The following is a 21,699-nucleotide window of genomic DNA, read 5'->3' as shown; positions in this document are numbered from 1 at the left end:
TAGGACAGTAGAGGCAACAAAAACCGCCCCGACCGCATCAGCGATCGGGGCGGTTTTTGCGAATTGTTCTACCGCGCGCGGCGAGCCAGCCGCTCGGAGTCTGCGATCAGGACGCTCTTGCCTTCGAGTCGCAGCCATCCGCGCTGGGCGAAGTCGGCAAGCGCCTTGTTGACGGTTTCGCGGGAGGCGCCCACGAGCTGGGCGATCTCTTCCTGCGTGAGGTCGTGGGTGACTCGCAGAGCACCGGCCTCTTGGGTACCGAAACGCTGTGCCAGCTGCAGCAGCTGCTTGGCCACACGGCCGGGCACGTCGGTGAAGATGAGGTCGGCGAGGTTGTTGTTGGTGCGACGCAACCGGCGGGCCAGGACGCGCAGCAACTGTTCGGCGATCTCGGGCCGATCAGCGATCCACGAACGCAGAGCCTCGCGGTCCATCGACACGGCGCGTACCTCGGTGACCGTGGTCGCCGATGATGTGCGCGGTCCGGGGTCGAAGATGGAGAGCTCGCCGAACATGTCGGAGGGACCCATGATCGTCAGCAGGTTCTCACGGCCGTCGATGGAACGACGTCCGACCTTCACCTTGCCGGACAAGATGATGTAGAGCCGGTCACCCGGCTCACCTTCGTTGAAGATCACGTGGCCCCGTGGAAAATCAACCGGCTGAAGCTGATTGGTCAATGCCGCGACGGCCGTCGGTTCCACTCCCTGGAAGATGCCCGCCCGCGCCAGTACTTCCTCCACTTACGCCCCTTTCTAGGGTCCAGCCAGACCACGTTCAAAACTTGGGGCCGGTCACACGGTCGATGTGTTGTGTTCGTCACCCGTCATCCAGTCTACGGGTATCGGGTGCGAAACAGGTTAATTACCCCTCATCGAGCGGTCACGCCTGTCGCTCGCGGGTTTCGTTGGTCAGCTGGCGCGGATCGAGTGCTCGGTCTCGACCGTGGTGGGGATCCTCCGATCGCGGAACTCGTCGAGCGCCGCGGGAAAGCCCGACCGGGCCAGCGTGTCCATCTGCTCGGGCTGAGCCGACTCGAGGAACTCCTCGACATCGTTCGGTCGCACGTTGAGTCGTTCGAGCTGGTTCTCCAGACGCTCCATCGCCAACGCGAAGAGCATGAGAACCGCGGGGAACAAAAGTACGGCGAGTCCGTGCATGGGGAGTAGTTAACACAACGCAGGTCTCAGAAGAGACACGATCTGCATCTGAATGGACGTCGTTGATGCGACGCGGGCCATGCGTCGCCGCGCAAGGTCCGTCGGTCGACCACCGGATAGAGCCGTTCACAGAAGTCCGCCGTACCCTGATTTGGTGAGTGTGCGCGAGAACGGGGCGGCCCCGGCCAGGCGTGGCAAGACCGCAGCGCAGCGCGGTACCGAGACCCGCACCGGTCTGGTCCGGCGGGCGCGGCGGATGGACCGAACGCTGCAGACGGCGTTCCCGCACGTCTACTGCGAACTCGATTTCACCAACCCGCTGGAGTTGTCGGTGGCGACGATCCTGTCGGCGCAGTGCACTGACGTGCGAGTGAACTTGACCACGCCTGCGTTGTTCCGGCGTTATCGGACGGCCGCCGACTATGCCGGCGCCGACCGCGCCGAACTGGAGGAGATGATCCGGCCCACCGGTTTCTACCGGAACAAGGCCAACTCGCTGATCGGTCTCGGGCAGGCGCTCGTCGAGCGATTCGACGGTGAGGTCCCACGGACATTGCCCGAGTTGGTGTCGCTGCCCGGCTTCGGTCGCAAGACGGCGAACGTGGTTCTCGGTAACGCTTTCGGTGTGCCGGGAATCACCGTGGACACGCACTTCGGCAGGCTGGTGCAGCGCTGGAAATGGACGGCCGAAACCGATCCGGTGAAGATCGAGCAGGCCGTGGGTGAGCTCATCGAGCGCAAGAACTGGACCGACCTCTCGCACCGGGTGATCTTTCACGGTCGGCGCGTGTGTCACTCGCGCAAGCCCGCCTGTGGGGTGTGCGTGCTGGCTGCGGACTGCCCGTCCTACGGCCTCGGGCCCACGGAGAAAGCGGAAGCGGCCAAGCTCGTCAAGGGCCCCGAGACCGACCATCTCCTGAAGCTGGCAGGTCTGTAGTCGATGCCCGTGGACACCCAACCCGAGCGCCCACGCGCGCGGTTCCATCTCTCGACGTCCGCCCGGTGGACCGTCGCCGCGCTGGTCGTGGTCCTGGCGCTGATCGTCGCCATCTGGCCGCGTGACTCATCCGATCCGAGTCCGTCCCCGAGTGGGATGCCGACGACGGGAAGCTCTGCGCTCCCTGGGCTGGAGGCCGCCGTCACCGAGGACGACATGGCGAAGGGCCGCGAGAAGGCCGCGTTGCTGCCCTGCCCGGTGGCCACGGGCCCGACACCCTCCGGGTCGAAGCTGGCGGGTGTGACCGTGCCGTGTCTGGCCGACGGATCGACGGTCGACCTGGGCAGCGCAACGGCCGGTACCCCGATGCTCGTCAACGTGTGGGCCCACTGGTGCGGCCCGTGCCGGGCCGAGCTGCCGGTCATCGACGAATACGCCAAGAGGGCGGGGGATCGGGTGCGGGTGCTCACCGTGCAAGGCAAAGAGGGCGCCGAGAATCCGTTTCTGTCGCTGACCTTGCTCGCCGAGATCGGCGTACACCTGCCGACGGTGGTGGACACAGACGCCAAAATCGCTGCGGCACTGGGAGTGCCGCGCGCCTACCCGTCGACCGTGCTCGTGCGGGCAGACGGCACGGTGGCAGCGGTGCTGCCGCGGGTGTTCGAGTCGCCCGACGAGGTGGCCGACGTGGTGCGCGAACATCTGGGCGTCGACGCATGACCCGACTTCTGGTGCCGGACGAGAAGGTGCCGCCATGGCTTCGTGGGCTCACCGCGAACCTCGACGGGGTGACCCGGTCGGTCGAGGACCGCGGCGGGGTGACCGAGCGGCTGCTGCGATCGATGATGCGGAACCCCAGATCGGCAGCGGTACTGGTCCTGTTCAGTGGCGACTGGAGCGGCGACCCCACCCACCACGGCGGCATCCCTGCCGACGCCGATGTCCTGCTGACCCAACGTGCTGCGACGTTGCGGAATCACAGTGGGCAGATCGCCTTTCCCGGCGGCGTCCGCGACGACGGTGACGAGTTCCCGGTCGGCACGGCCATGCGCGAGGCCGTCGAGGAGACCGGGCTGAACCCTGCCGGTGTCGACCTGCTTGCCACCCTCGACACATTTCCCGTGCCACCCTCCGGATTCGAGGTGTCGCCGGTGATCGGTTACTGGCACGACCCGTCGGAGGTGGGGGTGGTGGACCTCGCAGAGACCGCGCGGGTGGTCCGGGTGCCCTTGCGCGATGTGGTCAACCCCCGCAACCGCTTTCAAGTGCAACGCCCCACCGGCATCCCGGGACGTCCCTACCGGGGGCCTGCCTTCGGTGTCGAGAAGATGCTGGTGTGGGGATTCACCGGGGGATTGCTCGCGGCCATCGTGGAGGCGGCCGGCTGGGAGATCGCTTGGGACAAGACGGATGTCCGCGATCTCGCGGATGAGCTGGCCAAGGTGGGGCAGGAGTGAGCGGAGCCGCGTGGGTTGACGTCCTGGTGATCTGCATCGCGCTGCTCGCCGCAGCCTCCGGGTACCGCCAAGGTGCGGTCTCGTCGGCGATGGCGTTTGTCGGGGTGCTCCTGGGAGCTGCCGCGGGGGTTCTCCTGGCGCCACACCTCATCCGGAACATCGAGGATCAGCGCTGGCGGCTCGTCGCCGGCGTGCTCCTGCTCGTCGCGCTGGTCATCGTCGGGGAGATCTCCGGCATGGTGTTGGGACGGGCCGCGCGGAGCAGCATCCGCACCCTCTCGGTGCGCCGCATCGACTCGGTGATCGGGTCGTTGCTGCAGGCGGTCGCGGTCCTGCTCGCCGCATGGGTGCTTGCCACCCCGATCAGCACGTCGGCCCAGCCCGAGATAGCCGGCGCGGTGAGCGAATCAAAAGTCATCGACGAGGTCAATTCGCTTGCGCCACAGTGGATGCAGCGATTGCCGCGCGAGTTCTGGGACATGTTCGAAGGTTCCGGGCTCAAGGAGGCCATCGGCCCGTTCGGCCGTACGCCCATCACAAGTGTCGAAGCCCCCGACCAGGGGCTGCTCGAGCAGCCGGTGATCGGTCGGGTCCGTCCCAGTGTGGTGAAGATCGAGGGCGTCGCCCCCAGCTGCAATCAGGCCCTGGAGGGCAGTGGATTCGTGGTCTCTCCGGAGCGGGTGATGACCAACGCGCACGTCGTGGCGGGAACGACCACCCTGCACGTCGTGGCCTCAGGCGACCAGTTCGACGCCACCGTCGTCTACTTCGACCCGAACACCGACATCGCGGTGCTCGACGTGCCGGGCCTGCAGGCGCCGGCGCTGCGTTTCGCCGACGAACTCGCGAAGACCGGCGAGGACGCGATCGCCCTCGGCTTCCCCGAGGCGGGGCCCTTCAACGCCAGCGCTGAACGCGTCCGGGAGGTCATCCAGCTTCGCGGCCCGGGAATCTACCCGGGGTCTGCTGTGACCCGGGAGGTCTACACGGTGCGCGGCTCGATCCGGCAGGGCAATTCCGGTGGACCGCTGATCAACTCGGACGGCGACGTCCTCGGCGTGGTCTTCGGGGCCGCCGAGGACCCGGCCAGCGAAACCGGATTTGTGCTCACAGCCGATCAGGTCAAGCCGGGCCTCGCCGAATCGGAACGGTTGAGCACCGCGGTCGACACGCAGTCCTGCGTGCATTCGGGGTAACCGCCGTCAGCGCCCGGCGAACTCGATCAGCAGTTCGTTGACCTCGTCGGGATTTTCCTGATGTGCGTAGTGGCCGCTACCGGTGACCTCGGTGAAGTCGAGCCGGTCGACCCATTTGGCGCTGCCTGCCACCGTGGACCGAAGAATGTAGCGATCGAGCTCGCCGTGCATGGCCAGTACCGGGATCTGGAGTCGGCGGTCCATCAGCTGCAGGAACTTGTAACCGTCCGGACGGAACTGGGATCGAAAAGCCCAGCGCCGGTATTCCAGGCTGCAGTGCGCGACACCGGGTATCTGTACCGCCGATCGATTGCGCTTGGCGGCGTCGGCGAAGTCGTCGGTGCGAGGCCACCCGGGCCCGGATCGACGTCGCATCAGCTCCTCGGCCATCGCGCCGTCGTCGCGGGTGAGGTCACGCTCGGCGGTTCGTGGGATCTGGGCTCGAAGCAACCCACCCAGAAATGCCTTGCGTTGGGTCGACTCCCGCATGTTGGCGTTCTTCAGCGCCTGCGGATGCGGTGAGGAGATCACCGCCATCGAGCGGACCGACCGGGGATGCAGGGTCGCGGTCGCCCATCCGACGAGACCACCGTCGGCGTGTCCGACGATGGTGGCGTCGGAATGGCCGAGCGCGCGGATCAGGCCGTCCGTGTCACCGGCCAGTGTCCATCCGTCGTAGCCACGAGGCGGTTTGTCGCTGTCGCCGTATCCGCGCAGATCAACAGCCACGGCCCGGAACCCGGCGTTGGTGAGTGCGGTGATCTGGTGACGCCAGCTCCACCAGAACTCCCCGAAACCGTGCATGAGGAGCACCAGGGGCCGGTTGGTGGGTGCGTCCGCACATTCGACGACGTGCAGGCGCACGCCGTTCGCGCGGACATCATGGTGATGCCACGGTCCCGCGAATCGAACGGTCGACGGGTCCGGGGGCGCCAAATGTCAGCCTTAGAGGACCTTGCGCGAGCCGGACGGCTTGCTCAGGTCTGCACCGGGGTGGACTCCGGCGTGCCCGGAGGTGGGCAGCACTTCGGGCACCCGTTGAACCGATGCGATCGTCTTACTCGGACCGGTTATCCGTTTGAACACCCGATAACCGATGAATCCGGTGATGATCGCCAGGACCAGCAGGATGAGGAACACGATGCCGAACGCGGCCCAGCGAGGCAGCCACTCGTCCAGCAGTTCCCCGAGGAACCAGAAGAAGAACAGGCTCGCGTAGAGCAGCACGGTGAGCGCGACCAGGATGAGGCCCGAACCCACTGCGGCCTTCTTGGCCTCGGCGGTCAGTTCGGCCTTGGCCAGCGCGACCTCGGCGCGGAACAGCGTCGACAAGTGCGTGGTGGCGTCCTTGACCAGACCACCGACACTCGGGTCGCCGCCGGGGCGCACATTGGGGTCGGACAACGGAATCGACGAGACGTTCGGCGGAACATCTCCCGAAGGGCGGTCGTCCAGCGTCACTGCAACTCCTCCATCCTCGGACACCACGCCCGAGTCCATCCCGGACGTTCATCTCTGCATCGCCGGGGTTAGTAGGCCTTATGTTGCCATGCCCGACCCGATTGCAGGTTCATCGGACCTTTCTACGGGCGCGAGGCGCCGCAGATGCGTTAATTGTCGGGTGGTGCACCCGGGGCCGTCCGGTCGATCGGGTGGCACCACCGACCCCGATCACGAAGGACTGGCATGCCGACTTACCCCATGGAACCGTTCGAGCTGGACTTTTTTCAGACCGCCCCGATCACCCATCGATTCAGTGTCAATCTCCCCGTGTCTCCTGAGCAGGCGTGGGCCGAACTGACCAGGCAGAACACTCTCGACTGGTGTCGGGTGATCAAGTCGATCACGTTCACCTCCCCGGCGCCCTACGGCGTGGGGACAACCCGTAGGGCGCAGTTGGCGCCCGGGTACGCGCAACTGTCGGAGAGGTTCTTCTGCTGGGACGAAGACCGTGAGGCGGGCACCTACCGCAACGCGTTCTACGTGGAACAGTCCAATGTGCCCAGTCTTCGTCGCTTCGGTGAGTTGAGTGAAGTGGAGCCGTCGGGAGGTGGCTGCCGCTTCACATGGTCGTTCGCCATCGAGATGGGTGGGGTGATGGCAAAGACCTCCAGGTTCGCGTTGCCCATCACGCAGAAGACGTTCGCAACCCTGGAAACCGATACCGTCAAGCATTTCTCGAAGCTGAGCTGACAGCAGCCACCACCCGGTGCCCCTCGGGGTTCAGTCGGACTTGCGGCGGCGGATGTTGTCGAACACCGACGGGTCGACCAGCGTCGAGGTGTCACCGAGTTCGCGTCCCTCGGCGACGTCCTTGAGCAGCCGTCGCATGATCTTGCCGGAGCGTGTCTTGGGCAGCTCGGGCACCACGTAGATTTCCCGTGGCTTGGCGATCGGGGAGATGTCCTTGGAGACCTGGTCTTTGAGTTCCTTGACCAGTTGGTCGCCGGTGTCCTCCTGGCCCTGCCGCAAGATCACGAAGGCGACGATGCCCTGGCCGGTGGTGGCATCGGCGGCGCCGATGACGGCGGCCTCGGCGATGCTGTGGTGTCCGACGAGCGCGGATTCGACTTCGGCGGTGGAGATCCGGTGTCCGGAGATGTTCATGACATCGTCGATCCGGCCCAGGACCCAGAGGGCGTGGTCGTCGTCGTAACGCGCGCCGTCGCCCGCGAAATACCAACCCTGCTCGGCGAATCGCGACCAGTAGGTGTCGCGGAAACGCTCCTCGTCACCCCAGATACCGCGCAGCATCGACGGCCACGGCTTGTCGAGCACGAGGAACCCCTGTTCGCCCGCGCCGACCGGTTCTCCGTTGTCGTCGACAATGTTCGCGCTGATGCCGGGGAGCGGGGCCATCGCCGAACCCGGCTTGGTCGAGGTGATCCCGGGCAGGGGAGAGATCATGATCGCGCCGGTCTCGGTCTGCCACCAGGTGTCGACGATCGGGCACCGCTCGCCGCCGATCACCTCGTGGTACCAACGCCAGGCCTCCGGGTTGATCGGCTCACCGACACTGCCCAGGAGCCGCAGAGAGCTCAGGTCGTGGGCATCGGGAATCTCCCTGCCCCACTTCATGAACGTGCGGATCAGGGTGGGGGCGATGTAGTAGATGCTCACCCCGTACTGCTCGATCACCTCGAAATGGCGATGTTCGTTGGGGGAGTTGGGAGTTCCCTCGTAGACCACCTCGGTGGCGCCGTTCGACAACGGGCCGTAGACGAGGTAACTGTGGCCGGTGACCCAGCCGATGTCGGCGCCACACCAGAACACGTCCTTGCCCGGCTTGTGGTCGAAGACGTTGTGGAATGTGTAGCTCACCTGCGTGAGATAGCCGCCCGAGGAATGGACGATGCCCTTGGGCTTGCCCGTGGTACCGGACGTGTACAGAAGGAAGAGCGGGTGCTCGGCGTCGTGCGCCACTGCCGTGTGCACGTTCTCGGCCTTGGCGACGGTCTCGTGCCACCAGACGTCGCGGCCCGGGGTCCAGTCGATGTCGGAGTCGGTGCGGTTGACCACCAGGACGTGCTCGACGGACTTCGCTGCGTCGTCCCCGCTGCCGAGTGCTTCGTCGACCGCGGCCTTGAGCGGCGCAGGCTTACCGCGGCGGTACTGGCCGTCGGTGGTGACGACCAACTTCGCCTCGGCGTCGTCGACCCGCGACCGCAGCGCGCCGGCCGAGAAACCGGCGAAGACAACAGAATGCGTGAGTCCCAGACGCGCGCAGGCGAGCATCGTGACGATGGCCTCGGGCACCATCGGCATGTAGATGGCCACGCGATCGCCGGCGACCAGGCCGATCTCGACGAAGTAGTTCGCGGCCTGGCTCACCTCGGCGAGCAACTGGCTGTAGGTGAGGTCGCGGGAGTCGCCCGGCTCGCCGACCCAGTGGATCGCCACCCTGTCGCCGTTGCCCTCCAGGACATGCCGGTCGACGCAGTTGTATGCGACGTTGAGTTTGCCGCCGACAAACCACTTGGCGAACGGTGCGCCGGACCAGTCGAGGACGTCGGTGAAGTCGGTGTCCCAGTGCAGGCGGCGAGCCTGCTCGGCCCAGAACGCGAGCCTGTCGGCCTCTGCTGCTTCGGCCAATTCAGGTCCGGCGTTGGCCTGCTCGACAAACGCCGGGGGTGGGGGATACGCCGCTTGCGCGGTTCCTTCACTCATTTTCTGCCCTTTCGTACTGGCTGCCCGACCCGCATGGGGCGAGTCCGATCCAGACACCGATTCACGTGCCGATGTGCTCGGTGCCGTCACAGACACGCGGTCGCTGTGTTGTACACCACATGATGGTTGCGGCATCATCGGAGGCAATAGCCCCGAAAGTGGATAGTGCAGATGAGTCCAGACAACAGCGTGCTCCGTCCCAGTGATCGTGAACTGGTGCGTGCCACGAGTGCGCGTCTGCGCAAGACAGCTGGGATCCCGGTGGTCTTCGCAGGTCTGCGCGATCGGGACGTCATCCAGGTCACCGAGTCGGTGGGTCACCAGACTGCTGCGCTGCGAACCATCACGGTCACCCCCGAGCGTGGTCTCGGTGGGCTGACGTGGCTCAACAAGCGGGCCAAGATGGTCAGGGATTACGGGTCGGCCAGCGAGATCACCCATGACTTCGACGACCAGATCCTCGGTGAGGGCATCACCGACCTGGCTGCGGCCCCCATCGTCGTCGACGGCGCGGTCAGAGGGCTGTTGTACGGCGGCTGGCGTGGTGGCGGAGGGCTTCTCGGCGAGCACGCGATGGATGCGCTCTCGCTCGAGGCAGGCCGGATCGGCACCGAACTGCGCATCCGCGACGAGGTGGACCGCCGGGTCGCCGCGATCGCAGCGCGCGAGCAGGCTCAGCGGCCGGTCCCCGACTGGATCCACGAACTCCGCGACATCGCGACAGGTGCCGAGGATGAGCAGACCCGCCGCCGGATCGGCCGACTCGTCGATCAGATCACCAGTGTCGACCGGTCCGGGGTCGAGCCGACGATCGCACTCACGCCGCGCCAGCTACAAGTGCTGTCGCTGGTGGCGATGGGTTTCGGCAACAGGGTGGTCGCCGATCGTCTCGGCCTCACCGTCGACACCGTCAAGACCTACCTGCGGGCCGCCATGGTTCGTCTCGGTGCCCGCACCCGCCACGAAGCCGTGGTGAAGGCACGTGCCGCCGGGCACGTCCTGGAATTGATCTGACTCCGCGGCCGGCTGCTCTCGCCGCCGCATCCCGGCCGGGCCCGCCATCTCGGCCCAGTACGCTGGCCTCTCGTGACCGACCCCTTGGCCCCGATACTCGAACTGCCCGGCGTGATCGAGGCAGCAGACCGAGCGCGTGATGCCCTGGCCGCGGCCCACCGGCATCCGGTGAACCTGCGCGGGTGGGAGAAAACGGCAACGGAGGCGTCGTGGCGGGCCGGACGGTCGTCCGCTGCCATCGACGGTGGAAGTGTCGATCTGGTGCGTGACGGCGACTTCGATGATCCCGTGCTCTCGGGTGCCATGCGGGTGGCCCAGGCGCTCGACGGCGAATCCCTTCCGCAGTTCGTGTCGACCTGGACGCGTGCTCCGTTGCAGACGTTGGCGCGACTGCACGTTCTCGCTGCGAACGACCTCACCGACGATCCGCAACTGCTGGGCCGTCCCCGCGCCGACCGTGACCTCGGTCAGCGTCTGGCCTTGCTCGCCCAGCTCATCACCGGCGCGACAAAAGCACCTGCCCCCATCCTGGCGGCGGTGGTGCATGCAGAACTGCTGTCGCTCGAACCCTTCACCTACGCGAACGGGATCGTCGCTCGCGCGGCGTCGCGGCTCGTCTGCACCAGCAGCGGACTCGATCCACACAACCTGGGCGTGCCCGAGGTGACGTGGTTCCAGCGCGTGCGCGAGTACCGCGACAGTTCGACCGCCTTCGGTTCCGGAGACCCCGACCGTATCCGGGAATGGGTGCTGCTGTGCTGTGATGCTCTCGAAGCCGGTGCCGCAGAGGCGAACTCGATCGCCGAAGCGGCGCGATGAGCGTCGTCGACCTGATCTGAACGCACTGACCTGCCCCGAACGCGCTGCGGGCGGCGTACCGGTTCGCCTCCGCGTTCCGATCGCCGCCCGCTAGCACGGACCCGAGTTACCAAGCGTGCTTTGGTGGTTGTGTGGGATGACCTAGGCGTAGTGTTCCGCCGCCGCTTCGATGTCGTTCCCACCCAAAGGAACTCACTCGAACTCGACGCCGGATCTCGCAGGCCCGCAACCTGGTGCCTCCCGCGGCGTGCTGCGCGTGGGTGCTCGGTATCCGTGCTGGGAGTGCGCGGTCAGGAGTCCGATCCTTCTCTTCCGGCCCGAACTTGGCTTTCCGCGCTTTCCGTAACTACTTTCTACACCGTGACCGCGGTCACATCAAGACCTCGGGCCCATCAATTCGAAATTGACATTTCCCGTTGGGCGGAAACGTTTTTCGTGTTTCCCGATGGGCTCCGGCGCGTCGCGCGTCAGTGGCGCTTGCGGGCCAGGATCGAATAGGTGAGGGCGCCGGCGACCACGGCGCCCAAACCGACTGCCGCCGAAGCGGTCACGGTGGGAGACGGTGTGTTGGGCAGGCGATCGCGGATGGAGATGGGCTTGGTGAACGACAACATCGGCCAGCCGAGCGCGGTGGCCTGCTTGCGCAGCGCGCGGTCCGGGTTGATGACGGTGGGATGGCCGACCGCCTGCAACATCGGCAGATCGGTGATCGAGTCCGAGTAGGCGAAACACTGCGAGAGGTCGTACCCGACGGATTCGGCGATCTCGTTCATCGCCGCGGCCTTCTCCTCGCCGTAGCAGTAGAACTCGACCTCGCCCGCATACTTTCCGTCGATCACCTTCATCCGGCTGGCCATCGAATAGTCGGCGCCCAGCATCTCGCCGATCGGTTCGACGATCTCGGCCCCCGAGGCGGACACGATCACGACGTCGTGACCCCGGGCCTTGTGGCCGGCGATGAGGTCCGCGGCTTCGGCGAACACCAGAGGATTGACGATGTCGTGCAGCGTCTCGCGAACGATCGACGACACCTGATCCACGTCCCACCCCGTGCACATCTCGGTGACGTGTTTGCGCATCCGCTCCACCTGATCGTGGTCGGCGGCCGACAGCAAGAACATGAATTGGGCGTACGACGACTTGAGTACCGAGCGGCGGTTGATGAGCCCCTGGTCGAAGAACGGGCGAGAGAACGCCAGCGAACTCGACTTCGCGATGATGGTCTTGTCGAGGTCGAAGAAGGCGGCGATCCGCGGGCCGGAGGTGGATCCCGGACCACCGTCCGCGGGCCAGGAATAAGTCACGTGTCGAGGGTACGTCGGCCGTCCATTCCGAGCGCAGATTCATCGGTTCGGACTACAGCGGAGGCCGTTAACGATGTCGGATCGGCATGAGGAAAAACAAATGGTTGAAGTTGCAATCAATCCGGAGTTTTTGTGTATAGTCGTAATTACCCGGACCTGATCCGGGGCTTTCAGCCCGACCCCCCGGGGCTGAACGCGACGACCCTGGCCTCCTCCCCCCCTGGCCGGGGTCGTCCCCATTTCCGGGGTATGTCGGTCATCTGACCCACACGATCATTCCCCGCATTTCACCCTCCTGACCTGCTGTTCTGTATGGCGCGTGGTGTCTGCTCGATTGTCCTCTGGATCGAGTTGTCCACAGACCGTCAGCCATCCACAGATGCAGGGTTTGGTCAGGTTCCCCGGTCGGTGGCGTACCCGATGCTGGGTCCATGCCCGAATCACCCACCGTGCTCGTCATGGTCTCGCCCGAGGTCGCCGATGACGTTGCGCGTGTCGCAGCAGCCTCCGGTTATCAGGTGTGGCGTGCGGCACCTGACCGTTGTCGTCGCGAGTGGTCCGAGGCCACCGCGGTGCTCGTCGACGCGACCACCGTGGACGCCACTTTGTCGGCCGGTCTGCCCCGCCGGCCCGGCGTCATGGTGATCGGGCTGACAGGCAGTGGACCGGACATGTGGCGCACGGCGCTGGCTCTCGGGGCCGAGGACGGATTTGTCCTCCCCGACGACGAGCACGCCGTCGTCTCCGCCCTGTCGCGCATCCGCACACCGACCGGCCCATCCGGTGTCGCGGTCGCTCTGCTGGCTGGGCACGGCGGCGCTGGAGCATCGACCTTGGCGGCTGCCGTCGGGTTGCTGGCGACCGAACAGGGCGCCGACGCACTACTCCTGGATCTGGACGATCTGGGGGGAGGTCAGGACCTGATGCTCGGCATCGAGGACCAACCCGGCCTTCGCTGGCAGGAACTGATTCTGGAGAGCGGTCAGGTGGCAGCCGACTCACTCCACGCCGCCCTGCCCCACGCGCGCGGTGGCCTGGCCGTCCTGACCAGCCGCCGAGGATCCGCGCAGCCTGTGCGGCCCGAGACGGCGCTCGCCGCGATGGACGCCTGCCGTGCACACGGTGATGTGGTGGTCGCCGACCTGCCCCGGCGAGACGACGAGCTGGCGGCGGCCGTGGTGGAGGCGGCCGACGTCGTGGTGGTCGTCTGCTCGGCGACCATCCGGTCGTGCGCGGCCACCCGGGAGGTGGCGCGACGGATGGGCTCACGCAGCGGGCGGCTGGAGGTGGTGGTCCGTGGTCCTGCCCCAGGGGGTCTGCGGGCCCGGCAGGTGGCCGAGGTGATCGGTCTCCCGTTGCTCGGTGCGACGCGGTCGGACCCAAAGGCTCCCTGGCAGCTCGAGTCCGGCGGCCTTGTACTCGGCCGACGATCCCCGCTGCGGCGGACCGCGGAAGCCGTGCTTCAGCGTGGCGTCGACTCACGCAGGGGGCGGAGATGACCACTCGGACCGATGTCGCCGGCACCAGTCGGGCGGCCCTGCTGACCCGTGTTCGGGAACGGCTGGCCGCGACCGCACAAGACCCGACCCCCGAGGTGATGGCCGCGGTGGTCCGGGAAGAAGCCGGTGGTGTCCTCGGCGACACCGATCTCCTCGACGCGCTGCGGTTCCTGCAAACCGAATTGGTGGGCGCCGGAAGGCTCGAGACGTTGCTGGCGGGACCGACGGTCAACGACATCCTCGTGGTCGGCCCGAAGCAGGTGTGGGTCGACCAGGGCCACGGGCTGCAGCCGTCGACGATCGAGTTCGAGGATGACGATGCCGTCAGGCGACTGGCCATGCGGCTGGCACTCGCCGCGGGCAAACGGCTCGACGACGCGCAGCCTTGGGTGGACGGTCAACTCACCGATGTCGGCAGGCGGGGTTACAACGTGCGCCTGCACGCGGTCATCCCGCCCATCGCCGTCGACGGCACGTGTCTGTCGCTGCGAGTTCTCCGGCCGGCCACGCAGAACCTCGACGCGTCGGGTGCGATCGTCGCGGAGGCGGCGACCCTTCTGGAGGCGATCATCGACGCCCGGTTGGCCTTCCTGGTTGTCGGGGGGACCGGTGCGGGAAAGACAACCTTGTTGTCGGCCCTGCTCGGCCGCGTTGATCCGGCCGAACGCATTCTGTGTGTCGAGGACGCGGTCGAACTCGCCCCCCGCCATCCTCATGTGGTGCGGCTGGTGGCCCGCACGCCCAATGTCGAAGGCGCGGGGGAGGTTCCGGTCCGCGCGCTGGTTCGCCAGGCGCTGCGCATGCGCCCCGATCGCATTGTTGTCGGTGAGGTCCGCGGCGCCGAGGTGGTCGACCTCCTCACGGCGATGAACACAGGACACGACGGTGGCGCGGGAACGCTGCACGCGAACTCCACGGCGGAGGTACCCGCACGGATGGAGGCGCTTGCCGCGCTCGGTGGCATGGACCGCCCGGCCTTGCACAGTCAGCTGGCCGCAGCCATCTCCGTCGTGATCGGCGTCTTCCGCGACGCCTCGGGAGCCCGGGGCGTCGCCGAGATCGGCATGGTCCGCCGCGGCGACGACGGCCTCGTCAAGATCGAGCCGGTCTGGGATCGAGATGGCGGATTCTCCGAAGCGGCAACGGATCTCGCCGACCTTTTGAGCTCGAGGCTGCGGTGGTGAGCGCCGTCGTCGCCGCTGTTGCGGTCGCACTGCTGATGTGGCCTCGAACGCCGCAGCATCTGCGCGCAGCCGGGCTGGCCGGTACGGCCCGCCCTCCCCGTCGGCGAATCGGTGATCCTGCAGCGTGTTTCACCGGTGCGGCACCGGTGGTCGCGTTGGCGGTCTTCGGCCCGGCAGCCGCACTCGCAGCCGCCATGGCGTCGGCGATGACCTACCTGGCCGTGGTGGCGCGACGACGAGAGGACGACGCGGCGGCCGAGATGGCCCGGCCTTTGGCAGCGCTCGAGGTCATGATCGCCGAGCTTCGGGTCGGTGCTCACCCCGCTCATGCGTGCCGGCAGGCCGCACAAGACTGTGTCGATCGTGCGGCGACCTTCGAGATGTTGCAGATGATGGCCGGTCGGGCCGCTCTCGGGGGTGACGTAGCCGATGGCATCGAGCAGGTCGAGAGCAATCAGCGCGAGTCGTGGCGCAGGGTCGCGGTGGCGTGGCGCACCGCGGAACAGTATGGACTGCCGATGGCCGAACTGCTGACGTCCGTGCGATCGGACCTGATGGCCCGCAACCGGTTTCGGGAGCGAACCCGAGCGGCGCTCGCCGGCGCGAAGGCCACCGCACTGGTACTCGCATTGCTTCCGGTCCTCGGGATCGTGCTGGGGCAGGCCATCGGGGCGGCCCCGCTGTCGGTGCTGCTCGGCGGTGGCCTCGGTGGCGTGCTGCTGGTGGTGGGGGTGGCTCTGGTGTGTTGCGGCCTGCTGTGGTCGCGCAGGATCGTGGGCAAGGTGACCGCACTGTGACCCCGTGGGTGATCGCCGCCGTGGCCGGGGCGGGTGGATTGTGGCTGGTGCCAGGTCCGGTGTGGCACACCTACCGTGTTGTCGGTCCGCCTGCTCGCACACCCCGTAGTCGGGAGCCGCGTTGGCTGGGAAAGCCGATGGGCGGCGATGAGCCCTTCGCTGCGGCGGCGAGTTATGAACTGTTTGCGGTGTGCCTGCGGTCGGGACTCCCGGTTGGTACGGCGGCCCGCGTGGTGGCGGACTCGGCGCCACCGGCCCTGGGGAGAACCCTCGCCGAGGCCGCCGATCTCCTCTCGCTGGGCGCGGACCCGTTGCGTGCGTGGGCGGTTCCCGACGACGCCGACCCGGCCGCCCACGCTCTGGCCGCCATGGCGAGACGTTCGGCCCGTGCCGGATCGTCACCGGTGCGTGGCCTCGGGGAGTTGGCCGAGGGTCAGCGGGCCGAAGCGCAAGACCGCGCGGCCGCGGCAGCCGAGCGCGCCGGCGTCGCCATCAGCGGTCCGTTGGGCCTGTGTTTCCTGCCGGCCTTTGTCTGTCTGGGCATCGTGCCGGTGGTCATCGGATTGGCCGGACCGGTGTTCGGCGGGGGACTGCTGTGAAGACTTGCCGCGGAATCACCGCGGCACGAAAAAGGGGAGAAACCATGATGAACAAAGTGTTTCGAGAAGCGCAGGCACGCGCGGCGCTGCTCATGACAGACGAGGACGGGATGTCGACCGCCGAGTATGCCATCGGGACGATCGCTGCCGCGGCGTTCGGGGCCATTCTGTACACCGTTGTCACTGGCGACAACATCGTGTCGGCGTTGACGGGGATCATCGACAAGGCGTTGCAGACGTCGGTCGGATGATTCGTCGTGGTCGGGCTCGTCTGGTGTCTGACGAGCGGGGGATGGTGACGGTGGAGGCGGCTATTGCGATCGCCTCGATTGTTGCTGCGGTGGTGATGGGGGTGGTGGGGATCGTTGCGGTGGCGGCTCACGTGCGGTGTATCGATGCCGCACGTGAGGCGGCGCGGATTGCGGCGCAGGGTGATTCGGGTCGGGCCGAAGAGGTTGCCGCGCAGGTCGGTCCGCGGGGTGCTGAGGTCCGGATTCGCACTGAAGGTGATGTGGTGGTGGCGCGGGTGAGTGCGTCTGTGCCGCTGTTCCCGATGCTCGATGTGGGTGCTGATGCGGTCGCGGCGGTGGAGCCGGAGGGTGCGGACCCGTGAGGGTTGTTGCCGATGAGCGTGGGTCGGCGACGGTGGTCGGGGCGTGTGTGGTGGCGGCGCTGGCGGGATTGGTCGTGTTGGTTGTGTATGTGGGGGCGGCGGTTTCGGCCCGGCATCAGGCGCAATCGGCTGCTGATCTCGGCGCGCTCGCCGCGGCGCAGGCATTGGTGCTCGGTGGTGCCGACCCATGTGGCCGGGCTGAGGTGATCACTCGTCGAATGTCGGCGGGTGTGGTGTCGTGCACGGTCGACGGCAGTGATGTGGTGCTGACGGTGACCGTGGGGGTGGAGGTGGGTGTCTTCGGACAGCGGCAGGCCCGCGCGGTTGCCCGCGCGGGCCCGGCCGAATAGGGGTGGTTACTTGCGTTTGACGATGCCCGCGATCCCGGCGATCACCAGACCGATGCCAGCGATGAGAGTGAGCCACAACCCGAAACCGACTTCGAGCAGCGGGCTGTAGTCGCTGATGTCGGCGATGTCGATCGTCGAGGTGAGCACGATCAGCAGACCGGCGATCAGCGCGATGATGCCTGCGACCAGATGCAGCGGTGATCGCTTGGCGATCAGCGCGGAGACCACGCCGAAGATGGCCGCGACCAGTCCCAGGACCAGTGTGATCATGCCGTCTTTGACACCGTAGTCGGAGTCGCCGAGGCCATTGACCTCCACGATGCCGGTGACCCAGGGCAAGAACGCCGCGATCACGGTCAGCAAGCCGAGTGCCGCGATCACGCCGCCGATGATCTTGACCGCTTTCGACAGCGTGGTCGGTCCGGTGGCCGCCGCGTCGTACGGTCCCGCGCCGTAAGGGCTACCGCCATAGGGATTCTGGCCGGCCTGGTACGGGGTCTGCCCAGCCTGCGGGTATTGCGGTTGCTGCCCGTACTGCTGCGGGGGCTGCTGCCCGTACTGCGGCTGCTGGCCCTGTGGCTGCCCGTATTGCGGTTGTCCGTACTGCGGCTGCTGGCCATACTGTCCCTGGGACTGGCCACCCGGCTGACCACTCTGCTGGCCGCCCGGCTGCGAATACCCCTGCGGTGGACCACTGGGCGGTGGTGTGGACGTCGGACTGAACCGCGTCTGTTCGTACGGGTCGGGCTGCCCGGGGCTCTGAGACATCGTCAATCCTTCTGCCGAATCCTTCAACGAGTTTGGTTATCCAACGGTAAGCCCAAACAAGGCGTAAAGAACCCGAATTCCTGTCTCACCCCGGCAAATCAAAGCTATTTCAGTCAGATGGTCGACACAGCCTGGCGGGGGAGCCGCGAGGTCCGCGACACCGACACCGCGACACCGACAACGCGGAACCGCCAAACGAGGCCTCAGCTGTCCGGCAACTCACGCAGGATCAGATCGAGAACGCGAATGGAGGCCGCCTTGTCGAGCGGGTCGTTGCCGTTTCCGCACTTGGGTGACTGGACACATGAGGGGCAGCCCGCCTCGCAACCGCAGCCCGACACCGCATCCCGGGTCGCCTTGATCCAGATCCCGAACGCCTCATGTCCGCGGTCGGCGAACCCGGCGCCGCCGGGATATCCGTCGTAGACGAACACGGTGGGCAATCCCGTGTCGGGGTGCAGGTTGGTCGACAGCCCGCCTATGTCCCATCGATCGCAGGTGGCCACCAGTGGGAGAAGGCCGATCGCTGCATGCTCGGCGGCGTGTAACGCGCCGGGGAAGTCGACCTCGTCGATCCCGATCGCCTCGAGTGCCTCGGGCTCGATCGTGTACATCACCGCCCGCGTCGACAGCGTCTGCGGCGGCATGTCCAATTCCACCGAGTCCAGGACCTCGCCGGTGAGCAACTTACGCAGGTAACCGATCACCTGGTGGGTGACGTCGACGCGGACCAGGGAGACCTTCAACGGCCCGTGCCGCTGTTCCTGCATCACCTCGGTGATCTCCACGACTGTCGTCTCGCGGGCGCTGGTGGTCCAGTCCGGTTCTTCTGGGTGCACCAGAGCAAGCCCGTCCTCGAGGTCGAGTTCGTCGACGACGTAGCTCTCACCCTGATGGATGTGGACTGCACCGGGGTGGACGGTGGACATGGCCCGGCCGGTGTCCACGGTGCCCAGCAGTTGGGCGCTGGTCTCGTCGACGATCATCACCTGGCCGCCGATACCGCCCCGGATGTCCACGGCGCCATGAGGATCGACGCCCGCCGCGACGTACCAGCCTGCCTTCCGGTGACGGATGAGCCCCTGCCGAGCGAGGTCCTCGAGCAGCTCCCGCGCGCCGAACGCGTCGACCTCGGCCTCTTTCAACGGCATCTCCGCTGCCGCGCAGAGCAATTGGGGGCCGAGCACGTACGGGTTGGTGGGGTCGGTGACCGTCGCCTCGACGGGCTTGTCCAGCAACGCTTCCGGATGGTTCACGAGGTAGGTGTCGAGTGGGTCGTCGCGGGCGACGAGCACCACCAGGGAACCCTCACCGCGGCGGCCGGCGCGGCCGGCCTGCTGCCAGAACGAGGCGACAGTACCCGGAAAACCCGCCACCACAATGGCATCGAGACCACTGATGTCGACGCCGAGTTCCAGCGCGTTGGTGGTCGCGACTCCCAGTAGTCGACCGTCGGCGAGGTCGCGTTCGAGCACTCTGCGGTCGTCGGCGAGGTAACCGGCGCGGTAAGCGGCGACCCGCGACGACAACTCGGGGTCGACCTCGTCGAGAATGCGTTTGGCCGAGAGTGCGGCCAGCTCCACTCCTCGGCGGCTGCGTACAAAACAGAGCGTCCGGGCGCCTTCGAGTACCAGGTCGGCGAGGATGCGGGCGGCTTCGGCGCCGGCCTGCTTACGCACCGGCGCACCGTTCTCGCCGGTCATCTCGGGTACAAAACCGGGTTCCCACAAGGCGACGGTGCGAGCACCGTGGGGCGACCCGTCGTCGGTGATCTCCTCGCAGGGGGCGCCGACGAGTCTGCTCAGAGCCGCACCCGGCGTTCCCGAGGTGGCGCTGGCCCCGATCACGACCGGATCTGCACCGACTGCGCGTGCCAATCGCAGCAAGCGCCGCAACACCAGGGCGGTATGTGACCCGAATACGCCGCGATAGTGGTGACATTCGTCGACGACGATGAATTGCAGGCCGCGCAAGAAATGCCGCCATCGCCCGTGGGAGCCGAGTATTCCGATGTGGAGCATGTCAGGGTTGGTGAAGATCCACCTCGAATGTTCGCGCGCCCATTGCCGGACCGCGGGTTCGGTGTCTCCGTCGTACGCGCAGGGTTGGAGGTGCAGGAACTCCTTTCGCCCGGCCAGGAGCGAGCTGACGGAGCGGAGCTGGTCTGCGCCGAGGGCTTTGGTGGGCGCGAGGTAGAGCGCAGTGGCCCGCGGGTCGGCGAGCATCCTGCTCAAGATGGGCACTTGGTAGGCGAGCGATTTACCGGACGCGGTGCCCGTGGAAAGCACCACATGCCGACCGGCCCAGGCGTGTTCGGCGGCCGCCACCTGGTGCGACCACGGCCTGCGAACACCCGCCTCCACAAGCGCATCCCTAACCGGACCAGCGACCCAGTTCGGCCACTCGGCGAAAGATGCTGTCCGGCTCGGAATTACCGACTTGTGCGTGAGTGGCGATTCATCAGGGGAGATTCCGGCCAAAGTCCGCGCCAGTAGCGCGGAGCCGAAATCATCACTACTCATAAAGCCAGTTCACCACGTCGTAATCGTACCGAGTGCTGCCGACAATCACGGTTGTGGCCACGTTTGGAATCAGATTGAACTCTCGACTGTTGTGCACGCCCGGAACATGATTCACTGATCTCGGTCGCAGCTTCTGGGGGGCGGTTCAAGCATTTGGCCGATCTCTCGGGATCGTGTTGCGAGCGTGGTACTGAAGGTTGGTGCGCGGGTTCGTCTCGCGAGCGGCGCCAGTAGGTATGGCGGTCGGAACCGGCCCGGCGGGGTAACTCCCCGCCGCACCCGGGTGAAAGAAAAGGAAAGCAAGATGGCACAGGGGACTGTGAAGTGGTTCAACGCGGAGAAGGGCTTCGGCTTCATCGCGCCTGATGATGGACCGGACGACGTGTTTGTCCACTACTCCGAGATCCAGGGGAACGGATTCCGCACCCTCGAGGAGAACCAGCGGGTCGAGTTCGAGGTCGGTCAGGGCACCAAGGGCCCACAGGCCACCGGCGTTCGCGCGCTGTAGGTCACTCCCCGAGGACCTTCGCACCACGCGAGGAACCTCCGTTTGATTCGGGCATTCTTTCGGTGCTCGACGATCTCACCCCCGGTCGCCGCATTCCGGTGTCCGGGGGTGAGCCGTTTTCCGGCTCGCATACCGTACGGTTCTATCGTGGGTCAGCTGTCCATGTTCTCCGCGGAGACCGACGAACCGTCTGTGGACGATCTCGCCGGTCTGTTGGCGTCGGCAGGACAAACCACGATCGGATCTCGCGGCGCACGCGTCTCGGTGGTCGTGGCCGACGACTGGCGGGCCCAAGCGCTGGCAGACGAGATGGAACGGTGCGGACTGACTCCTGAGGTCTCGGTGTCGTCGGAGGGTTCGCCGCTCGTGGGTACGGCCACCACCTGGGCTCTCGAGCCGCTCCATCGCGCTTGGACAAAGGGCGCGATCAAGACCATGCCCGCGACGTGGGTGCCGAGCCCCCGGGCGTTGCGTCTGTGGGTGATCGCTGCCGGGCAGCGTGACGTCGACCGCTACCTGTTGGGACTCGACCCGCACACCCCTGAGTCTCATGGGGCTCTGGCCACCGCTGTGATGCGCGCAGGGGTGGCGCCGACGCTGGTGGGCACGCGGGGCGCCGCCCCCGCCCTGCGGATCGCGGGCAAACGCCGCTTGACGCGTCTGATCGAATCAGTGGGTGAGGCTCCGGACATCCCCGGGGCGGCCGCATGCTGGCCATTCATTTGACGGGCGCGTCGATCGATCGCTGAGCTGCGACGACACCCTGTCCGAGGGGGGTCCGAACACCGGGCCCCGACCGGTTTCG

Annotated in this window: 24 protein-coding genes; 16 read left to right on the top strand and 8 right to left on the bottom strand. The window is 66.7% G+C overall.

Annotation, left to right across the window (positions count from 1 at the left end; translation table 11 throughout):
- Positions 1–68: 68 nt before the first annotated feature.
- Positions 69–743: a Crp/Fnr family transcriptional regulator gene (locus tag KXR83_RS21895; protein WP_023956441.1), complete on the bottom strand. Its 675-nt coding sequence runs from the start codon at positions 741–743 to the stop codon at positions 69–71.
- Between the two features lie 168 nt (positions 744–911).
- Positions 912–1,160, bottom strand: a complete 249-nt coding sequence (locus KXR83_RS21890; RefSeq protein WP_437426649.1) for a hypothetical protein — start codon at positions 1,158–1,160, stop codon at positions 912–914.
- Positions 1,161–1,416: 256 nt separating this feature from the next.
- Here KXR83_RS21890 and nth point away from each other — a divergent pair, with 256 nt between their 5' ends.
- The 4 genes from nth to KXR83_RS21870 are packed head-to-tail and all read left to right on the top strand — an operon-like array spanning position 1,417 to position 4,750.
- On the top strand, positions 1,417–2,097 hold the full coding sequence (gene nth / locus KXR83_RS21885; protein ID WP_243404514.1) for an endonuclease III: 681 nt from the start codon (positions 1,417–1,419) through the stop codon (positions 2,095–2,097).
- Between the two features lie 3 nt (positions 2,098–2,100).
- Complete coding sequence (locus KXR83_RS21880) at positions 2,101–2,817, top strand: TlpA family protein disulfide reductase (RefSeq protein ID WP_437426648.1); 717 nt, start codon at positions 2,101–2,103, stop codon at positions 2,815–2,817.
- Positions 2,814–3,554, top strand: coding sequence for an NUDIX hydrolase (locus KXR83_RS21875; protein ID WP_247207240.1), 741 nt, complete (start codon positions 2,814–2,816; stop codon positions 3,552–3,554). The genes KXR83_RS21880 and KXR83_RS21875 overlap by 4 nt, the downstream gene beginning before the upstream one ends.
- On the top strand, positions 3,551–4,750 hold the full coding sequence (locus KXR83_RS21870; RefSeq protein WP_437426647.1) for a MarP family serine protease: 1,200 nt from the start codon (positions 3,551–3,553) through the stop codon (positions 4,748–4,750). The genes KXR83_RS21875 and KXR83_RS21870 overlap by 4 nt, the downstream gene beginning before the upstream one ends.
- A 6-nt stretch (positions 4,751–4,756) precedes the next feature.
- Here KXR83_RS21870 and KXR83_RS21865 read toward each other — a convergent pair whose 3' ends face one another.
- Together KXR83_RS21865 and KXR83_RS21860 are read right to left on the bottom strand one after the other, a co-directional pair.
- Complete coding sequence (locus KXR83_RS21865; RefSeq protein WP_437426646.1) at positions 4,757–5,686, bottom strand: alpha/beta fold hydrolase; 930 nt, start codon at positions 5,684–5,686, stop codon at positions 4,757–4,759.
- A gap of 9 nt (positions 5,687–5,695) precedes the next feature.
- Complete coding sequence (locus KXR83_RS21860) at positions 5,696–6,211, bottom strand: phage holin family protein (RefSeq protein WP_437426645.1); 516 nt, start codon at positions 6,209–6,211, stop codon at positions 5,696–5,698.
- 225 nt (positions 6,212–6,436) lie between these two features.
- On the opposite strand from KXR83_RS21860, the gene KXR83_RS21855 reads away from it, so the two are divergent.
- Entirely contained in the window at positions 6,437–6,943 is a 507-nt protein-coding gene (locus KXR83_RS21855; protein ID WP_437426644.1) for an SRPBCC family protein, read from the top strand.
- A 30-nt stretch (positions 6,944–6,973) separates the two neighbouring features.
- On the opposite strand, the gene acs is transcribed toward KXR83_RS21855, so the two are convergent.
- Complete coding sequence (gene acs / locus KXR83_RS21850) at positions 6,974–8,917, bottom strand: acetate--CoA ligase (protein ID WP_437426643.1); 1,944 nt, start codon at positions 8,915–8,917, stop codon at positions 6,974–6,976.
- Between the two features lie 171 nt (positions 8,918–9,088).
- Between acs and KXR83_RS21845 the strand changes: the two genes are divergently transcribed.
- Both KXR83_RS21845 and KXR83_RS21840 read left to right on the top strand, forming a co-directional pair.
- Entirely contained in the window at positions 9,089–9,931 is an 843-nt protein-coding gene (locus tag KXR83_RS21845; RefSeq protein ID WP_437426642.1) for a response regulator transcription factor, read from the top strand.
- 72 nt (positions 9,932–10,003) lie between these two features.
- Positions 10,004–10,750 (top strand): oxidoreductase, encoded by a 747-nt coding sequence (locus KXR83_RS21840; protein ID WP_437426641.1) that lies wholly within the window; start codon positions 10,004–10,006, stop codon positions 10,748–10,750.
- 467 nt (positions 10,751–11,217) lie between these two features.
- On the opposite strand, the gene KXR83_RS21835 is transcribed toward KXR83_RS21840, so the two are convergent.
- Positions 11,218–12,054 carry an HAD family hydrolase gene (locus KXR83_RS21835; protein ID WP_437426640.1) on the bottom strand — a complete coding sequence of 279 codons (837 nt, stop codon included), beginning with the start codon at positions 12,052–12,054 and terminating at the stop codon, positions 11,218–11,220.
- Positions 12,055–12,485: 431 nt separating this feature from the next.
- On the opposite strand from KXR83_RS21835, the gene ssd reads away from it, so the two are divergent.
- From ssd to KXR83_RS21800, 7 genes are read left to right on the top strand one after another with little or no spacing between them, the layout of a single operon-like run.
- On the top strand, positions 12,486–13,553 hold the full coding sequence (ssd, locus tag KXR83_RS21830; protein ID WP_437426639.1) for a septum site-determining protein Ssd: 1,068 nt from the start codon (positions 12,486–12,488) through the stop codon (positions 13,551–13,553).
- A complete protein-coding gene (locus tag KXR83_RS21825) occupies positions 13,550–14,737 on the top strand; it encodes a TadA family conjugal transfer-associated ATPase (protein WP_437426638.1) in 1,188 nt (395 codons plus the stop codon). The genes ssd and KXR83_RS21825 overlap by 4 nt, the downstream gene beginning before the upstream one ends.
- Positions 14,734–15,534, top strand: coding sequence for a type II secretion system F family protein (locus tag KXR83_RS21820; RefSeq protein WP_437426637.1), 801 nt, complete (start codon positions 14,734–14,736; stop codon positions 15,532–15,534). Before KXR83_RS21825 ends, KXR83_RS21820 begins: the two co-directional genes overlap by 4 nt.
- Positions 15,531–16,133, top strand: a complete 603-nt coding sequence (locus KXR83_RS21815) for a type II secretion system F family protein (RefSeq protein ID WP_437426636.1) — start codon at positions 15,531–15,533, stop codon at positions 16,131–16,133. The genes KXR83_RS21820 and KXR83_RS21815 overlap by 4 nt, the downstream gene beginning before the upstream one ends.
- A gap of 44 nt (positions 16,134–16,177) precedes the next feature.
- Positions 16,178–16,384, top strand: coding sequence for a DUF4244 domain-containing protein (locus KXR83_RS21810; protein ID WP_437426635.1), 207 nt, complete (start codon positions 16,178–16,180; stop codon positions 16,382–16,384).
- A 41-nt stretch (positions 16,385–16,425) separates the two neighbouring features.
- Positions 16,426–16,746: a TadE family type IV pilus minor pilin gene (locus tag KXR83_RS21805; protein WP_437426780.1), complete on the top strand. Its 321-nt coding sequence runs from the start codon at positions 16,426–16,428 to the stop codon at positions 16,744–16,746.
- Entirely contained in the window at positions 16,743–17,096 is a 354-nt protein-coding gene (locus KXR83_RS21800; protein ID WP_437426634.1) for an Rv3654c family TadE-like protein, read from the top strand. The genes KXR83_RS21805 and KXR83_RS21800 overlap by 4 nt, the downstream gene beginning before the upstream one ends.
- A gap of 6 nt (positions 17,097–17,102) precedes the next feature.
- On the opposite strand, the gene KXR83_RS21795 is transcribed toward KXR83_RS21800, so the two are convergent.
- Both KXR83_RS21795 and KXR83_RS21790 read right to left on the bottom strand, forming a co-directional pair.
- Positions 17,103–17,864: a hypothetical protein gene (locus KXR83_RS21795; protein ID WP_437426633.1), complete on the bottom strand. Its 762-nt coding sequence runs from the start codon at positions 17,862–17,864 to the stop codon at positions 17,103–17,105.
- 203 nt (positions 17,865–18,067) lie between these two features.
- Positions 18,068–20,386: a DEAD/DEAH box helicase gene (locus KXR83_RS21790; protein WP_437426632.1), complete on the bottom strand. Its 2,319-nt coding sequence runs from the start codon at positions 20,384–20,386 to the stop codon at positions 18,068–18,070.
- 304 nt (positions 20,387–20,690) lie between these two features.
- Between KXR83_RS21790 and KXR83_RS21785 the strand changes: the two genes are divergently transcribed.
- A complete protein-coding gene (locus KXR83_RS21785; protein ID WP_023956397.1) occupies positions 20,691–20,894 on the top strand; it encodes a cold-shock protein in 204 nt (67 codons plus the stop codon).
- 147 nt (positions 20,895–21,041) lie between these two features.
- Positions 21,042–21,620: a hypothetical protein gene (locus KXR83_RS21780; protein ID WP_030169088.1), complete on the top strand. Its 579-nt coding sequence runs from the start codon at positions 21,042–21,044 to the stop codon at positions 21,618–21,620.
- The last annotated feature ends 79 nt before the right edge of the window (positions 21,621–21,699 follow it).

Origin of the sequence: Williamsia muralis (genome assembly GCF_051487485.1) — a bacterium.
Lineage (GTDB): Bacteria > Actinomycetota > Actinomycetes > Mycobacteriales > Mycobacteriaceae > Williamsia > Williamsia muralis_B.
Note: the sequence above shows the minus strand (reverse complement) of the source record. Positions and strands in the feature narration are given on the sequence as shown.

What these genes read in the sequence shown, in the direction of transcription:
- KXR83_RS21890 (WP_437426649.1), bottom strand. Translation starts at nt 1,160, where the DNA reads ATGCACGGACTCGCCGTACTTTTGTTCCCCGCGGTTCTCATGCTCTTC.
- nth (WP_243404514.1), top strand. Translation starts at nt 1,417, where the DNA reads ATGGACCGAACGCTGCAGACGGCGTTCCCGCACGTCTACTGCGAACTC.
- KXR83_RS21880 (WP_437426648.1), top strand. Translation starts at nt 2,101, where the DNA reads ATGCCCGTGGACACCCAACCCGAGCGCCCACGCGCGCGGTTCCATCTC.
- KXR83_RS21875 (WP_247207240.1), top strand. Translation starts at nt 2,814, where the DNA reads ATGACCCGACTTCTGGTGCCGGACGAGAAGGTGCCGCCATGGCTTCGT.
- KXR83_RS21855 (WP_437426644.1), top strand. Translation starts at nt 6,437, where the DNA reads ATGCCGACTTACCCCATGGAACCGTTCGAGCTGGACTTTTTTCAGACC.
- acs (WP_437426643.1), bottom strand. Translation starts at nt 8,917, where the DNA reads ATGAGTGAAGGAACCGCGCAAGCGGCGTATCCCCCACCCCCGGCGTTT.
- KXR83_RS21845 (WP_437426642.1), top strand. Translation starts at nt 9,089, where the DNA reads ATGAGTCCAGACAACAGCGTGCTCCGTCCCAGTGATCGTGAACTGGTG.
- ssd (WP_437426639.1), top strand. Translation starts at nt 12,486, where the DNA reads ATGCCCGAATCACCCACCGTGCTCGTCATGGTCTCGCCCGAGGTCGCC.
- KXR83_RS21825 (WP_437426638.1), top strand. Translation starts at nt 13,550, where the DNA reads ATGACCACTCGGACCGATGTCGCCGGCACCAGTCGGGCGGCCCTGCTG.
- KXR83_RS21810 (WP_437426635.1), top strand. Translation starts at nt 16,178, where the DNA reads ATGATGAACAAAGTGTTTCGAGAAGCGCAGGCACGCGCGGCGCTGCTC.
- KXR83_RS21805 (WP_437426780.1), top strand. Translation starts at nt 16,426, where the DNA reads ATGGTGACGGTGGAGGCGGCTATTGCGATCGCCTCGATTGTTGCTGCG.
- KXR83_RS21795 (WP_437426633.1), bottom strand. Translation starts at nt 17,864, where the DNA reads ATGTCTCAGAGCCCCGGGCAGCCCGACCCGTACGAACAGACGCGGTTC.
- KXR83_RS21790 (WP_437426632.1), bottom strand. Translation starts at nt 20,386, where the DNA reads ATGAGTAGTGATGATTTCGGCTCCGCGCTACTGGCGCGGACTTTGGCC.
- KXR83_RS21785 (WP_023956397.1), top strand. Translation starts at nt 20,691, where the DNA reads ATGGCACAGGGGACTGTGAAGTGGTTCAACGCGGAGAAGGGCTTCGGC.